Raw genomic sequence first — 14,142 nt, 5'->3', positions numbered from 1 at the left:
GCTGACGTGCTGCCTGTCATCCTGGTCACTGGCGCATCGCGCGGCATCGGCCGGGCCATTGCCCTGCACCTGGCCGCGCAGCATGCGCAGCTGGTGCTGGTGGCCCGCGACGAACAGGCACTGGCCGAACTGGACACTCAGATCCAGGCATTGGGCGCGCCGGCGGCGGTGTGCGCCGCCCTGGACCTGACCGATGCCGACGCCATCGCCGGGCTGTTCAAGCAGGTGTTCGCCCGCTTCGGGCGGCTGGACGGACTGGTCAACAACGCCGGTGTCCTGCACGAAGGGCTGCTCGGCATGATCCGTGCCGAGGATATCGACCAGGTGCTGGCAGTCAACGTCAAGGCGCCGCTGATGGCAATGCAGTACGCCTCTCGGCTGATGGCACGTGCCGGCAAGGGCAGCATCGTCAACCTGGTCTCGATCATGGGCGTCAATGGCGCGGCTGGCCTCAGCCTGTACGCGGCCAGCAAGGCTGCCCTGGTCGGTGCCACCCGTTCGGCATCCAAGGAACTGGCCGCCCGCGGCATCCGCGTCAACGCGGTGTCGCCGGGCTTCATCGATACCGACATGACCCGCAGCATGCCCGAGGCTGCGCACGCCAAGCGTGTGGCTTCGATCGCCATGGGCCGTGCCGGCACACCGGAAGAAGTCGCCGCGCTGGTGGCCTTCCTGCTCGGCGATGCTTCTACCTACGTCACCGGACAGGTGATCGGCATCGACGGACAGATGGTGGTCTGAATGCCGTTCTGGAACCTTGAACAACACGCCACCCGCGTTGCCCTGATCGAGGGCGATCAGTCGCTGGACTACGCCACCCTGGCCCGACTGGCGGACCAGCAGGCAGCGCGACTGCCAGACGGCCGCGGCATGGGCCTGCTGTGCATGCCCAGTCATACCGAGGCCGTGGCGTTGTACCTGGGCGCGCTGCGCAGCGGCCGGCAGGTACCGTTGCTGCTGCAGCCGGATACCGACCCGCAGCTGCTGGCCGAGCTGGTTGCGCACTACCAGCCCGAATGGGTCGCAAGCCCGGGCCCGGCTGCCGACGGCTACCAGACCGTGATGCAGGGCCAGGCGCTGGCACTGCATGTGCGACGGACGGCACCGGCCGTGTCCGCGCCGCACCCTGAGCTGGCGCTGCTGCTGAGTACGTCCGGCAGCACCGGTTCATCCAAGCTGGTGCGCCTTTCGGCGCAGGGCCTGGACGCCAATGCCGGCGCCATCGTCCAGTACCTCGGCCTGCAGGCCGAAGACCGTGCGATCACGACCCTGCCGCTGGCGTACTCGTTCGGCATGTCCATCCTCAACAGCCATCTGGCCGTGGGCGGTTCGGTGGTGCTGAGCGAGGACAGCCTGATGACGCGCGGCTTCTGGGACAGTGCGCGCCGCCATGCCATCACTTCGCTGTCCGGTGTTCCGGCCACCTTCGAGATCCTGCGCCGGATGGGACTGGCGCGCATGCAGCTGCCCAGCCTGCGCATGCTGACCCAGGCCGGCGGCCGACTGCGCGACGAACTGGTGGCTTACTTCGCCGAATCCAGCCTGGAACATGGCCTGCAGTTCTTCGTCATGTACGGGCAGACCGAAGCATCGCCGCGGATCAGCTACGTCCCCGCTTCGCGCATCATCGACAAGGTCGGCAGCATCGGCGTGCCGGTGCCCGGTGGTCACATGCAGGTGGATGCTGCCACGGGCGAGCTGGTCTATTCCGGTCCCAACGTGATGATGGGCTACGCCACCACGCGCAGTGACCTGGCCAAAGGTGACGAACTGCAGGGCGTGCTGCGCACCGGCGACCTGGCCCGCGTCGACGAGGACGGCTTCCATTACATCACCGGTCGCGCCAAGCGCTTCCTGAAGATCTCCGGCAACCGGGTCAACCTCGACGAAGTCGAGGCCATGCTGTCTTCGGCACTGGGGCAGCAGATCGCGTGCTCGGGCGCTGACGATGACCTGGTGGCTTTCAGCCACGGCACCCAGGTGGCCGACCAGGCGCAGGTGCGCCAGCTCGTGCAGGAACGCTACAAGCTGTTCGGCGGCCACGTCCGAACCCTTCACCTGCAGTCGCTGCCCCTGATGGCCAGCGGCAAGGTGGATTACCAGAGTCTCCGGCAGATGGCCGGACAAGGAGTTGCAAGGTGATGCTGCCTGCCCCATCGGCCGCCAACGCAGCGGCCGCACTGGATGTCGAGGTCTTCGGCATGGACCGTGCGCAGAAGCGCGCCTGGTTGCTGGAGGGGCTGAACCGCCTGACCGCCCACCATCGTGCGCACTGTTCGCCCTACGCGCGCATCCTCGACGGCCTGTGGTCGGCCGACCAGGCGCCCAGCCTGGAACAGGTCCCGTGGCTACCGGTACGCATGTTCAAGCTGCTGGATCTGAAGAGCATCGCAGACGACCAGGTTTCGCGCACACTGGTTTCCAGTGGCACCACCGGCGCTGCCGTGTCGCGCATATTTCTTGATGCTGATACCGCGCGCGCGCAAGCGCGGGCACTGACCCGCATCTTCTCCCATTTTGCCGGTTCCAAGCGCCTGCGCATGCTGGTGGTCGACGATTCAAGCTTCCTGCGCGACCGCAGCCGCTTCAACGCCCGCGCCGCCGGCATCCTGGGCTTCTCCAATTTCGGCCGCGACCATCTCTACCTGCTCGACGAAGACCTGCAGCCGGACTGGGCCGCACTGGAAAACTGGCTGCAGGCACATCCTGACGAGCCGGTGCTGCTGTTCGGCTTCACCTTCATCGTCTGGCAATCGTTCGTGCAGGCCGCGCGTCGTGATGGCCGGCAGATCCGCTTCCCTGCCGGCAGCATGCTGGTGCACGGCGGCGGCTGGAAGAAGATGGACGAACAGAAGGTCGACAATGCAGCCTACAAGGCCGCGCTGTCGGAGACCTTCGGTATCGAGCGCGTGCACAACTACTACGGGATGGTCGAACAGGTCGGCTCGATCTTCTTCGAATGCGAACACGGCCACCTGCATGCACCTGCCTATGCCGATGTGATCGTGCGTGACCTGCAGGATCTGAACCCGGTGGCGCATGGCACGACCGGCGCGATCCAGGTGCTCAGCCTGCTGCCGGAAAGCTATCCCGGCCACAGCCTGCTGACCGAAGACCTTGGCGTGATCCATGGCGAGGACGACTGCCCCTGTGGTCGCCCCGGCAAGCACTTCGCCGTGCTTGGCCGCATCAAGAACGTGGAAATCCGCGGTTGCAGCGATACCCGCACGGTACCCAACGCATGACCAGACTGCTCTTCTCGATCCATCCCGATGCCCCGCTGGAGGCTGAGCTGGCGCGCCTTTCGGCATTGCCTCCGCTGCTGCCTTTCAGCACTCCGCTACGCGAATTCGTGGCTGATTTTTCGCGCCGGGTGTTCAGCCTGCCGCAGCTGCGTCAGCATCCGGAGCTGGCCACGCTTGGCCACTGGTTCCGGGGTGCGGCAGTCAACCAGCTGTCGCAGCGCATCGGCACGCGCGCGTCCGAACTGGACCTCGCACGCGGCCTGGTCTTCCACCTGGCGCCGGCCAATGTCGACGTGCTGTTCGCCTACGCCTGGCTGATGTCGGTGCTGTCGGGCAACACCAACGTGGCGCGCCTTTCGCAGAAGCAGAGCACCCAGCGCGATGCGCTGGTGTCGATCCTGCATGACATGCAGCGCGAAGGCCTGCACCCCCAGGTGCTGGAGCGCGCGGTCCTGCTGACCTATCCACATGACGATGCGATCACCACGGCGATTTCCCGCCACTGCCATGCGCGCATCATCTGGGGCGGTGACGCCACGGTAGCCAAGATCCGCTCGCTGCCCATCGCCCCGCTGGCTGTCGAACTCGCTTTCCCCGACCGTTTCGGCGTAGCGGTGATGCGTGCAACCACAGTCGCCGAGGGCAGCGACGACGACGTGCAGGAACTGGCCCGGCGCTTCTGCAACGATGTGCTCTGGTTTGGTCAGCAGGCCTGTTCCTCGCCACGCACCCTGTACTGGGTCGGCGACAGCAATGGCATCGCCGCAGCCAAGTCGCGCTTCTGGCCAGCAGTACGCATGCAGGCCGCAACCCTGGAAGACGAACCCGCTGCCCTGATGACACGGGTAACCGACGCCAACCTGCTGGCCGCAATGGGCCACGGCGTGCACTCGGCCGATGCCATCGGCCTGTACCCACTGCGTCTGGAGGCTGCGCATGCCGATGGCGAGATCCGCGAGATCCAGTCAGGCCATGGCCTGGTTGTCGAAATCGATCTAGCGGTGCTGGATGCACTGGCAGCGCAGCTCGATGACCGCGACCAGACGCTGGTCCAGCATGGCTTCAACGCGCAGGAACTGCGCGGGTTCCTCTGTGGGCTCGGCAACCGTGCGATCGATCGCGTGGTGCCCTTCGGCCGCGCCCTGGATTTCCACCCGGTCTGGGACGGCACCGACCTGATCGATGTCCTCACCCGCAAGATCACCCTACCAGCGACCTGACCCGATGAGCTACGTCTTCATTGCCCTGACCATCCTGCTGACCGTGTACGGTCAACTCATGCTGAAGTGGCAGGTCGGCCTCAACCCGGGCTCGACCATCGATGGGTTGAATCCCCGCGCGATCCTCACCCTGCTGCTCAATCCCTGGGTGATCAGCGCTTTCGCTGCCGCGTTCGGGGCCTCGCTGTGCTGGATGGCAGCGATCGGCCGGATGCCGCTGAGCAAGGCGTATCCGTTCACCGCACTGAGTTTCCCCCTGGTGGCAACCCTGGCCGTGTGGCTCTTCCGCGAGTCCTTCGACTCGCATAAGATCGCCGGCACCGCCTTGATCATCCTGGGCGTCATCGTCCTGTCTCGCTCTGGAGCCTGAACCATGTCGCAGAAAACCGATGGGTTGCACGCAGTGCTCTCACACCCAGCGGTTTACGACCTGTTGCAGAATCTGCTGGGGGCGCGACGCTCACGGACGCGCCTGATCCGGGACCATATCTGCCCCCGCCAGGGCGACCACATCCTCGACATCGGCTGCGGCACCGGCGAGCTCTTCAGCCAGCTTCCGCCGGGCCTGCGCTACGTTGGCTTCGATCTGTCCGCGCCCTACATCGAGGCCGCACGCAAACGCTTTGGCGATCGCGCGCGCTTCGAGTGCATGGACGTGGCCGACTACCAGGTAGGCCAGGAGCAGCAGCAGAAGGCAGATCTGGTGCTGGCCATCGGCATCCTTCATCACCTCGACGATTCCCATGCGCGTGCGCTGATGCGGACCGCGCATGCCGCCCTCAAACCCGGCGGCCGTTTCATCTCACTCGATGGTGCCTATGTGGATGGCCAATCGGCCATCGCCCATGGCCTGATCGCGCGCGACCGTGGCCAGAGCATCCGTACTCCGGCCGCTTACCAGTCCCTGGCCGAAGCCGAATTCGGCTCGGTCAAGGGCCAGGTGAGAAGCGATATGCTTTTCGTACCCTATACACACTACATCATGGAATGCGTGCGCTAGGCCGACGCCAGCCACGATCAGGAGCAGCAGTGATTCCGTTCAACAAGCCCTTCATGACTGGCCAGGAGCTGGTCAACATCACCCATGCGCACGCCAATGGGCATCTCAGCGGCGATGGCCCGTTCACCAAGCAGTGCCACGCGTGGCTGAACCAGCGCACCGGCGCCAGCGCATCGCTGTTGACCCATTCGTGCACAGCCGCGCTGGAAATGGCCGCACTGCTGCTGGATCTGGAGGATGGCGATGAAGTGATCATGCCGTCCTATACCTTCGTCTCCACCTCCAACGCCTTCGTGCTGCGGGGCGCGGTGCCGGTGTTCGTCGATATCCGTGCCGACACGCTGAACATCGATGAGGCGCTGATCGAGAACGCGATCACCCCGCGCACCAAGGCCATCTGCGTGGTGCACTACGCTGGCGTGTCGTGCGAGATGGACGCGATCCTGGCAATCGCCGAACGCCATGGCCTGGCCGTGGTGGAAGACGCCGCCCAAGGCATCATGTCCACCTACAAGGGGCGACCGCTGGGCACCATCGGCGATCTGGGCGCGTTGAGCTTCCACGAAACCAAGAACATCATTTCCGGCGAAGGCGGCGCGCTGCTGTGCCGCGACCATACCCATGCCGAGCGCGCCGAGATCATCCGGGAGAAGGGCACCAACCGCAGCCGCTTCTTCCGTGGGCAGGTGGACAAGTACACCTGGGTAGACGTCGGCTCCTCGTTCCTGCCCGGCGAGATCACCGCGGCTTTCCTGGCCGCACAGATGGAAGCGGCCGAAGACATCACCACGCGTCGCTTGGCCATCTGGGACCGCTACCATGCCTGGGCCGCGCCACACGAAGCTGCCGGCCGCCTGATCCGACCGACGATTCCCCAGCACACCACCCACAACGCGCACATGTATTACATGCTGCTGCCCTCGCTGGACGCGCGCACGCGCTTCATCCAGCTGCTGCGCGAACAGGGCGTGCAGGCGGTGTTCCACTACATCCCGCTGCATTCCTCGCCGGCCGGCCTCAGCCACGGTCGCACCGGTTCGTCGATGCAGGTAACCGATGATCTGAGCGAGCGGCTGGTCCGCATGCCGCTGTGGATTGGTGTGGAACCGCAGATGGACCTGATCCTGGAGGCGGCCGACAAGGCTCTGGAGCAGATCGCATGACCTTGCTGGATCCCTCCGCCAGCGGCGCGATCCCGACGTGGCGTGCGCCGCCGGTGCAGGCATCGGTCGCCTTCGTGGTACGCATGCTGGGGCTGATGCTGATGGCCGCGGCCTGTGGCAATGCCCTGCTGTACAGCGACGCGGCGGCTACGCCGCTGGTCCAGTCCGATGCCTGGTACTTCCTGGAAAGCTTCCTGACGCGCTATTTCGATGGCTCGCTGACCTTCCTGGATCTGTTCGTGCAGCGCGGTGCCGGCGACCATGCACAGCCATTGCAGAAGCTGGTGCTGTTGTTCCACACCCGCTACTTCGGCATGGACTTCGGCATCGAAGGACTGATCGGCACTGCCATCGGCATCCTCTGGTGCTGTGCGATCGCACACGAGATGCGCCGGCAGCCGGCCGCCGATGGCCTGCGCAACGGGCTGTCGTGGCTGTGCATCGGCCTGGTGTTCGCACTCGGGCTTTCGCTGAACAGCTCCAACAATTTCACTTGGCCGCTGGCCACGCTGGGGTACATCCCGCTGCTTCTGGGCACGCTGTACTTCTCCTTGACGATGACCCAGCTGGAACGGCAGCGACCAGGGTGGATCCTGCTGGCCACGGCCCTGCTGGGCGCGTGCATCGACGAGATCGCAGTGGTGGTGGTGATCGCCGCCGTGCTGGCCTGGATTCCACTGCTGGGCACCAGCACCCGGCAGAAGGTGCGGACTGCGGGTGCAGCAGTACTGGGTCTGGTGGCGGCGCGGCTGTTCCTGGCCTGGGTAGCCCATCGTGCAGGTGCGACCTCGGCGCTGATCGAGCCCAAGGGTTCCCTGGCCGATACCCTGCTGAACGGCGAAGCCCTGCGTGGCCTGCTCATTCCCTTCTCCGACAGCCTCATCCACGTCGAGCATCTCGCCCGCTGGTTCCCGGCATCCACTGCCTCGATGATCGCGCTGTGCGCCGCCGTCGTCGCAGTCCTGCACCTGTACTTCTGGGTCAGCGTCCTGCTGGCGTGGCGCGCGGGGCGCTACACGCGCACGCTGGCACTGGCAACGTTCCTCATGCTGGTGGCCTATGCGCTTACCGCCGGCATCATCATCAGCCGCGTGCCAGCCTATGACTGGAACTATCTGCACCAGCCGCGCTATGTGATGTCCTACCAGATGAGCCTGGTGGCGTTGGCGGTACTGTTCCAGCAACGCCTGTGCCAGGTCGACCTGACAGCGTCCACCGTGCGCCTGTGGATCGAGCGCACCAGTGTCGTGGTGGTCATGGCCCTGCTGATCTCGGTGCAGTGGACGGTAACCCGGGCCAACTGGGGCCTGCCCTACTATCTGTCTTCCTATTGGCAGAATGCCGCGCTGTCGATGCAGAAGCTGGCCGCCGATCCCCTGCATGAGCCGGGCCCGTGTCCGGACATCATGACCGTATGCGCCTATCCCGCCGAGCGACGGGCCAAGCTGATCGGACTGCTGCGGGACAAGCAGTTGAACGTGTTCTCACCCGCATTCCAGATGCGCTACCGGCTGTATCCTTCGCTGGCCAACATTCCCGGGTTCGGCCCGGGCCAGCCGCAGGAGCAGCAGTTCGACCCGCGCATCCGCGAAGCGGCGACGCCGGCCGTGCTGGCTGCGCTCCCCGTTGCGGGCACCTGTGCGCTGGGCGCGGACCCGCAGGTGATGCGGATCGAAATGGATACCCGGGACCTGGCACCGTTCGGCGCGCATCTGTGGGTCGAATCGATCGGTGCAAGCCGCACCCTGTTGGCGGCCACCGCACCCGGCCAGGCAACGCTGACCCTGGAACACGCGGTTCCCAACCATTCGCTGCTGACACTTGTTCGCGCCGATGGGCAGGGTCTTCTGGCCCAATCGCAGATCGACCTGCCCGCCTGCACCGCCCCGGCTCGCTAGCGCTTGGCCCTTCGATGCCGGTGCCCCGCCAACGACGGCGGCACCGGCATGTCAGGATCAGGCCGCAGGGGCCACGTGGGCCGGCGGCTTGCGCTTGAGGCGCGACAGCGGCCGGTCGATCAGGATCACGATCAGCCAGGACAGCGCGACGGTTGCCGCGAAGGCAGGCAGGAAGAAGGTCGCGAACGGGCGGGTGAAGCCGCAGGCGCAGACGAACCAGGCCGCAACCGTGGTGTGGATCAGGTAGATCGGATAGCTCAGGTCACCGAGCATCTTGTCCACCTTGCCCGAGGGCTGCGCGTGCAGCGACACCACCATCCACGCCGACAGCACCAGCGACACATACAGGCCCCACGTCCAAGGCCAGCTCTGCAGGAACACCCAGACCACACCGTGCAGCATCCAGACGATCGAGCTGGTCCACGGCATGCGCCACCGCTCCAGCTGGGCACGGTACTGGCAGACCAGCGAGCCGACCGCAAAAGGCAGCAGGCACGGCAGGAAAGTGGCGTAGCGATCGCCGAAGGTCTCGGTGACGATACCCATCTTCAGGTTCAGCAGCGCACCGATGATCACGCCCAGCCACGCCGCTCCGCGTGAGGTCGCCATCAGCGGCAGCAGCAGGTAGAAGCCCACTTCGATGGCCAACGCGTTGGCCACCGGCACCGGCATGCCACCGCGCTGGATGCCCGGGAACAGCGTGATCACATAGGCCCAGTCCTGCAGGCCCTTGGGCATATGGAACTCGCCATTGATCGGACGCAGATCGATGCCGATGCCGTTGTAGTACCAGAGGGTCAGCAGACCCATGATCGCGGCCAGCCAGTACAGCGGGAAGATGCGCATGAAGCGGTTGAAGGCATATGCCTTGATGCCGCGGCCATCAAAGCCGTACTTGGTGGTCAGCACCAGCGTCATCAGGAAGCCGCTGAGCACGAAGAATGCCCACACCGCGTAGGCCGCGTAACCCTGCGGCATGTTCGACCAAAGGTGTGAACCGGCCACCAGCGAGGCCAGCACGAAGCGGCTGGCACCAAAACCAAACACAGGAAGTTTCAAGAGAGTGCTCCACTCAGGGGCGAAGGCCGCATCACGGTGCGGCCGGGCTGTCGGACGTGCATTCGGTTGCGCTGGCACGAACCACGCCAATCACCCGATCGGTCCCGTCGAGCAGCGTCAGTTCGCCACCATCCTCGAACCACGGCCCGGTGGTCTCGGTGCCATTGGCACCACCTTCCACCCACAGCTTGGCCACCTGGGTACGGCTGCCGGCGGTGATCTGCACGAAGGTCAGCCCCGGCAGCGCCGAGCTCCACTGCACCTGGACTTCAGCGGCGGCACCGCGTCCGGCCCGGCACTTGAGCTTGTTCACGTGTGCCTGCAACGTGATGCCCTCCACGCTGGCGTGGGTCAGGGTCAGGCCAGGCACGGATGCGTCGGTCACGCTTGCTCCCATCTCGGCGGGCATCGTGCTGGTTCCCTGGGCGCCCGCGCGACGGCGGCCCTCTTCGTCGCAGCAGCCCGCCAGGGCAAGGCCCAGCAGAACGGACGCGAGCATCCTTGGAGTCAACCTCATTCTTTATCTCTGATGAACGCCACTGCGGCGACGGGGCATTCTTACCCACGTCGCAGGGTCGGTAAAGCACCTGGCTTGGCCTAAGTGCTTTCTGCCTGTTCAGTTCGGCAACAATGCCTGCACCTGGGAAAGCGACATGCACGCCTGGAAACTGCCCTCTTCCAACTCACCCTCGCCGGTGTCGTTGCCGAGCAGGAAGCACCGTCCGACGCCGGCGGCCTGGCCGGCCTGCACATCCGAGCGCTTGTCGCCCACCAGCACCGAGCGCGGCCAGTCCACCGCATGCGCCTGGTCCATGGCATGCAACATGCCCGGTGCCGGCTTGCGACAGCCGCACTCCACCCGGTACGCGCCCTGTCCGGCCTGCGGGTGATGGGGGCAGTACCAGGTTGCCGCGATCTGCACGCCTTCGGCGGCGAAACGCGCGTGCATCCACGCGGTGTACTCGGCGAACTGCTGCTCGCTGTAGTAGCCGCGTGCGATTCCCGCCTGGTTGGTCACCACCACCAGTGCATACCCTCGCGCCTGCGCCGCGCGGCACAGCTCGAAGATCCCTGGCACCCATTCAGTGCCATCCGGGGTATGGACATAACCATGGTTGATGTTGATCACGCCATCGCGATCGAGAAACAGTACCCGGCCCAGCGGTGCGCCTGCGGCCGGCCACGCTGGACCGACCACGCACCCTGGTTGCGGCATCGTCATGGTTTGCCGCCGGCAAAGATATGCTGCGCGCGCCGGTAGTCCTCAGGCACCCCGATATCGATGAAGTCCGCCGTATCCACGCAGGCAGCCAGGCCCTCGCTGGCTGCCCGCGGCAGCAGCACATCGGTCTCGAACGAGAACACCGGCTTGTCCGGCAATGAAGACAGCGCTCCTGGACCGAGGAAGTAGCTGCCGGCATTGATGAAGCCGGGACCGTGGCCACCCTTTTCGTTGAATGCCGCGACGCGGCCGTGCGCGAGTTCGACAGCACCGTAGCGGCCGACGTCCTCGACCTTGGCCAGGGCGACTGCAAGGGACACCTGCTCCCGCTCCGCATGCTGCTGCAACTGCTGCGGCGAGTAACGCAGGTAGGTATCGCCGTTGCTCATGTGGACGGCTTGGCCGTGCAACTGGCGGGCGGCCAATGCCAGTGCGCCGCCGGTGCCCAGCGGCTCGGGCTCGCGCGAGTACACCACGTCCATGCCCTGCCAGCGGCTCCCGATGGCCTGTTCGACACGCTCGGCCAGGTACCCGGTGGCCAGGATCACGCGGCGGATGCCGCCTTCAGCGAGATTGTCGAGCACGTAGGCCAGGAACGGACGTCCAGCCACCGGCGCCAGCGGCTTGGGCAGATCGGGCACTTCCGAGCGCAGGCGGGTGCCGAAGCCTCCCACGAGCACGATGGCTTCGTCGGCAATGGTCATGGTCGAGTGTCCTGCAGAAGAGTCATCATGCTCCGGGCCATCGCGATGGATCAGCCCGCTTCCGCGCGCGGGAACATTTCGCTTTCGATCAGCGCGCACAGCAGGTGGCCGATGAACTCATGGCCTTCCTGGATGCGCGGCGTTTCGTTGGAGGGAATGCAGAAACAGATCTCGCAGCGATCCTTCATGTCGCCACCGTGCTCGCCGGTGAAGCCGATCACCCGCACGCCCTTGGCTTCGGATGCTTCAAGCGCACGCATGATGTTCTTTGAACGACCCGAGGTCGAGATCGCCACGAACACGTCGCCTGCCTGGCCCAGCGCCTCGATCTGGCGGGCGAAGGTGTAGTCGTAACCGTAGTCGTTGCCGATGGCGGTAAGGATCGAGGTGTCGGTGGTCAATGCGATCGCCGGTAGACCCGGACGATCGTAGTAGAAGCGGCTGACCAGCTCGCCCGCCCAGTGCTGGGCGTCAGCGGCACTGCCGCCGTTTCCGGCGAACATGATCTTCCTGCCGGCGCGCAGCGCTTCTACGCACAGCGCCACGGCGTCGCGGATCTGCTGCTGCAGCGCGGCGTCGGCAGCCATGCGGCGGAAATTCTCCTGCGCCTTGCCGAACTCTTCTTCAATGAAGGCATTCATCCCAGTTTCCATGAGGTAGCTCCGTGGTGCGTAAAGTGGGTGTCATAGACGGTGCCGCCGGCCTGTGCCAGCGCGCGCACCAGCCGCAGGCGATCGGCGGGATCACAGACGAACATCATGAAACCGCCGCCACCGGCGCCGGAAACCTTGGCTGCGCGCGCACCGTTGGCGAAGGCGAGCTGCTCGATCTCGTCGATCATCGGATTGCTGATGCTCGATGCACTCTGCTTCTTTGCCTGCCAGCCGGACTGCATGACTTCAGCGAAACGAACCAGATCGCCGCGCAGCAGCGCTTCCTTCATCTGCGTCGCTTCGGCCTTCAGGCGGTGCATTGCGTCGAGCGAGTCGGAGCGGCCTTCCTTGATGTTGCGCGACTGCTCGTCGATGATCTTGGCCGAGGCGCGTGACACACCGGTGAAGTACAGCACCAGGCTGGACTCAAGCTCGGCACAGATCCAGTCCTTGATGCGCAGCGGATTCACGATGACGTGATCTTCGGCATAGAACTCCATGAAGTTGAAGCCGCCGAAAGCCGCCGCGTACTGATCCTGTTTGCCACCGGACAGACCCAGGTCGCTGCGCTCGATCCGATACGCCAGCTGCGCGACTTCATATTCGCCAAGGGGCAGCGAGAAGTACTCGGCGAACGCAGCGACCAGGGCCACCACCATCGTCGAGGACGAGCCCAGGCCAGACCCTGGCGGTGCGTCGGAATGGGTGCGCACGCGGATGCTCGGCCGCACTCCGCCGAGGTAACGGTCGGTCAGGTGCAGGTACACGCCCTTCATCAGCTGCAGCGGTCCGGCATTGGCCTGCACGTCGGCAACGGCAAGGGTTTCGCTGGCTTCGGCGTCCTGCGCGTGGAAGGAGACCGTCCCGGCAGGCGCGTCATCGATGGTCGCGTAGGCGTACTTGTCGATGGTGACGTTCATGACGAAGCCACCGTGCTGGTCGCAGAACGGCGACACGTCGGTACCGCCACCGGCCAGGCCAAGCCGCAGCGGTGCGCGCGAGCGGACGATCATGCGCGGGCCTCGTCGGCCACGCCCAGCGTCCTGCGCCAGTAGGCCAGCATGTCCTTCAGGGTCTGCTCCAGCGGCACCTGCTGCTGCCAACCGGTGCGCTCCACCAGGCGCGAGGAGTCGCCAAAGATGACCTTCTCGTCGCTGGGCCGCAGCAGTGCCTGATCGACCTGCACGTCGACGGGCACACGTGCGGCGGCCACCACCTGCTCGACGATCTCGCGGATCTGGTAGGTGCGCGCGCCACTGATGTTGTAGATGCCACCCGGCTCGCCCTTGGCGGCCAGCAGCTCCAGCGCGGAGGCCAGGTCGCGCACATCGGTGATCGCACGCCAGGTGTCCTGGTTGCCCACTCTCAACACCGGCTCGATCTGGCCAGCCTCGATGCGGGCGATGCGCTGGGTCAGATCGGCGCACACGTCACCGGCCTTGCGCGCACCGGTCGTATTGAAGATGCGCGCGCACACTGCGCGGATCTTCCAGTTGGACCAATACTGCAGCGCCAGCATCTCGGTCGCCACCTTGCTGATGCCGTACGGATGGAGCGGCCGCAACGGGTGCGATTCCTTGACCGGAATGTCCTCGGCGGCCACCTCGCCATACTGCGCGCTGGAACAGGCCACCACCACCACCGGATCGATGCCGGCGGCACGGATGGATTCGAACACGTTGGCCGTGCCGACGACGTTGGTGTCCAGCGTTTCCGCCGGCGCCGACCAGGACAGCGCCGGATAGCTCTGCGCCGACAGCAGGTAGACCACGTCCGGACGGAATGCGTCGATCACCTGCGAGGTCTGCTCGCGGTAGCGGATGTCACATCGCACCACGCGATCCTGGAACGAGGCCCAGTCCTTCGGCTCGATGGTCGGGTTGTAGCTGGTACCCAACACCTCGTGGCCATCGGCGATGGCGCGCTCCATCAGGTAGCTGCCAACGAAACCGGTTGCTCCCATCACAAGTACTTTCAT

The 14,142-nt window shown here is 65.5% G+C and carries 15 protein-coding genes; 8 read left to right on the top strand and 7 right to left on the bottom strand.

Going from position 1 to position 14,142, the window contains the following annotated elements; all coding sequences use genetic code 11:
* Window positions 1–6: 6 nt before the first annotated feature.
* From MRBLST15_RS13625 to MRBLST15_RS13590, 8 genes are read left to right on the top strand one after another with little or no spacing between them, the layout of a single operon-like run.
* Window positions 7–741: an SDR family NAD(P)-dependent oxidoreductase gene (locus tag MRBLST15_RS13625; RefSeq protein WP_265952526.1), complete on the top strand. Its 735-nt coding sequence runs from the start codon at window positions 7–9 to the stop codon at window positions 739–741.
* Window positions 742–2,142: an AMP-binding protein gene (locus MRBLST15_RS13620; protein ID WP_367786262.1), complete on the top strand. Its 1,401-nt coding sequence runs from the start codon at window positions 742–744 to the stop codon at window positions 2,140–2,142.
* A complete protein-coding gene (locus MRBLST15_RS13615) occupies window positions 2,142–3,245 on the top strand; it encodes an acyl-protein synthetase (protein WP_265952528.1) in 1,104 nt (367 codons plus the stop codon). The genes MRBLST15_RS13620 and MRBLST15_RS13615 overlap by 1 nt, the downstream gene beginning before the upstream one ends.
* Window positions 3,242–4,465 (top strand): acyl-CoA reductase, encoded by a 1,224-nt coding sequence (locus tag MRBLST15_RS13610; protein WP_367786260.1) that lies wholly within the window; start codon window positions 3,242–3,244, stop codon window positions 4,463–4,465. Before MRBLST15_RS13615 ends, MRBLST15_RS13610 begins: the two co-directional genes overlap by 4 nt.
* Window positions 4,466–4,469: 4 nt before the next feature.
* Window positions 4,470–4,835, top strand: coding sequence for an EamA family transporter (locus tag MRBLST15_RS13605; protein ID WP_265952530.1), 366 nt, complete (start codon window positions 4,470–4,472; stop codon window positions 4,833–4,835).
* Between the two features lie 3 nt (window positions 4,836–4,838).
* On the top strand, window positions 4,839–5,465 hold the full coding sequence (locus tag MRBLST15_RS13600) for a class I SAM-dependent methyltransferase (protein WP_367786258.1): 627 nt from the start codon (window positions 4,839–4,841) through the stop codon (window positions 5,463–5,465).
* Between the two features lie 29 nt (window positions 5,466–5,494).
* Window positions 5,495–6,628 (top strand): dTDP-4-amino-4,6-dideoxygalactose transaminase, encoded by a 1,134-nt coding sequence (gene rffA, locus MRBLST15_RS13595; RefSeq protein WP_265952532.1) that lies wholly within the window; start codon window positions 5,495–5,497, stop codon window positions 6,626–6,628.
* Window positions 6,625–8,526, top strand: coding sequence for a hypothetical protein (locus tag MRBLST15_RS13590; protein WP_265952533.1), 1,902 nt, complete (start codon window positions 6,625–6,627; stop codon window positions 8,524–8,526). Before rffA ends, MRBLST15_RS13590 begins: the two co-directional genes overlap by 4 nt.
* Window positions 8,527–8,583: 57 nt before the next feature.
* On the opposite strand, the gene MRBLST15_RS13585 is transcribed toward MRBLST15_RS13590, so the two are convergent.
* The 7 genes from MRBLST15_RS13585 to MRBLST15_RS13555 form a co-directional block, all read right to left on the bottom strand.
* A complete protein-coding gene (locus MRBLST15_RS13585; RefSeq protein ID WP_265952534.1) occupies window positions 8,584–9,585 on the bottom strand; it encodes an acyltransferase family protein in 1,002 nt (333 codons plus the stop codon).
* A gap of 31 nt (window positions 9,586–9,616) precedes the next feature.
* Window positions 9,617–9,970 carry a hypothetical protein gene (locus tag MRBLST15_RS13580; protein ID WP_312704376.1) on the bottom strand — a complete coding sequence of 118 codons (354 nt, stop codon included), beginning with the start codon at window positions 9,968–9,970 and terminating at the stop codon, window positions 9,617–9,619.
* A 231-nt stretch (window positions 9,971–10,201) separates the two neighbouring features.
* Entirely contained in the window at window positions 10,202–10,807 is a 606-nt protein-coding gene (locus MRBLST15_RS13575) for a D-glycero-alpha-D-manno-heptose-1,7-bisphosphate 7-phosphatase (protein ID WP_265952536.1), read from the bottom strand.
* Window positions 10,804–11,511, bottom strand: a complete 708-nt coding sequence (locus MRBLST15_RS13570; protein WP_265952537.1) for a nucleotidyltransferase family protein — start codon at window positions 11,509–11,511, stop codon at window positions 10,804–10,806. The genes MRBLST15_RS13575 and MRBLST15_RS13570 overlap by 4 nt, the downstream gene beginning before the upstream one ends.
* A 50-nt stretch (window positions 11,512–11,561) precedes the next feature.
* Complete coding sequence (locus MRBLST15_RS13565) at window positions 11,562–12,152, bottom strand: D-sedoheptulose-7-phosphate isomerase (protein ID WP_265952540.1); 591 nt, start codon at window positions 12,150–12,152, stop codon at window positions 11,562–11,564.
* Window positions 12,149–13,177, bottom strand: a complete 1,029-nt coding sequence (locus MRBLST15_RS13560; RefSeq protein ID WP_265952542.1) for a dehydrogenase — start codon at window positions 13,175–13,177, stop codon at window positions 12,149–12,151. The genes MRBLST15_RS13565 and MRBLST15_RS13560 overlap by 4 nt, the downstream gene beginning before the upstream one ends.
* Entirely contained in the window at window positions 13,174–14,142 is a 969-nt protein-coding gene (locus tag MRBLST15_RS13555) for a GDP-mannose 4,6-dehydratase (RefSeq protein ID WP_265952543.1), read from the bottom strand. Before MRBLST15_RS13555 ends, MRBLST15_RS13560 begins: the two co-directional genes overlap by 4 nt.

Source organism: Stenotrophomonas sp. LST15-1-1.1, assembly GCF_040815575.1.
GTDB classification, from domain to species: Bacteria; Pseudomonadota; Gammaproteobacteria; order Xanthomonadales; family Xanthomonadaceae; genus Stenotrophomonas; species Stenotrophomonas lactitubi_B.
Note: the sequence above shows the minus strand (reverse complement) of the source record. Positions and strands in the feature narration are given on the sequence as shown.

Excerpts from the sequence above, each read along its gene's own strand:
- MRBLST15_RS13615 (WP_265952528.1), top strand. The coding sequence starts at position 2,142 with ATGCTGCCTGCCCCATCGGCCGCCAACGCAGCGGCCGCACTGGATGTC.
- MRBLST15_RS13605 (WP_265952530.1), top strand. The coding sequence starts at position 4,470 with ATGAGCTACGTCTTCATTGCCCTGACCATCCTGCTGACCGTGTACGGT.
- MRBLST15_RS13610 (WP_367786260.1), top strand. The coding sequence starts at position 3,242 with ATGACCAGACTGCTCTTCTCGATCCATCCCGATGCCCCGCTGGAGGCT.
- MRBLST15_RS13555 (WP_265952543.1), bottom strand. The coding sequence starts at position 14,142 with ATGAAAGTACTTGTGATGGGAGCAACCGGTTTCGTTGGCAGCTACCTG.
- MRBLST15_RS13620 (WP_367786262.1), top strand. The coding sequence starts at position 742 with ATGCCGTTCTGGAACCTTGAACAACACGCCACCCGCGTTGCCCTGATC.
- MRBLST15_RS13560 (WP_265952542.1), bottom strand. The coding sequence starts at position 13,177 with ATGATCGTCCGCTCGCGCGCACCGCTGCGGCTTGGCCTGGCCGGTGGC.
- MRBLST15_RS13600 (WP_367786258.1), top strand. The coding sequence starts at position 4,839 with ATGTCGCAGAAAACCGATGGGTTGCACGCAGTGCTCTCACACCCAGCG.
- MRBLST15_RS13570 (WP_265952537.1), bottom strand. The coding sequence starts at position 11,511 with ATGACCATTGCCGACGAAGCCATCGTGCTCGTGGGAGGCTTCGGCACC.
- MRBLST15_RS13575 (WP_265952536.1), bottom strand. The coding sequence starts at position 10,807 with ATGACGATGCCGCAACCAGGGTGCGTGGTCGGTCCAGCGTGGCCGGCC.
- MRBLST15_RS13565 (WP_265952540.1), bottom strand. The coding sequence starts at position 12,152 with ATGAATGCCTTCATTGAAGAAGAGTTCGGCAAGGCGCAGGAGAATTTC.
- MRBLST15_RS13590 (WP_265952533.1), top strand. The coding sequence starts at position 6,625 with ATGACCTTGCTGGATCCCTCCGCCAGCGGCGCGATCCCGACGTGGCGT.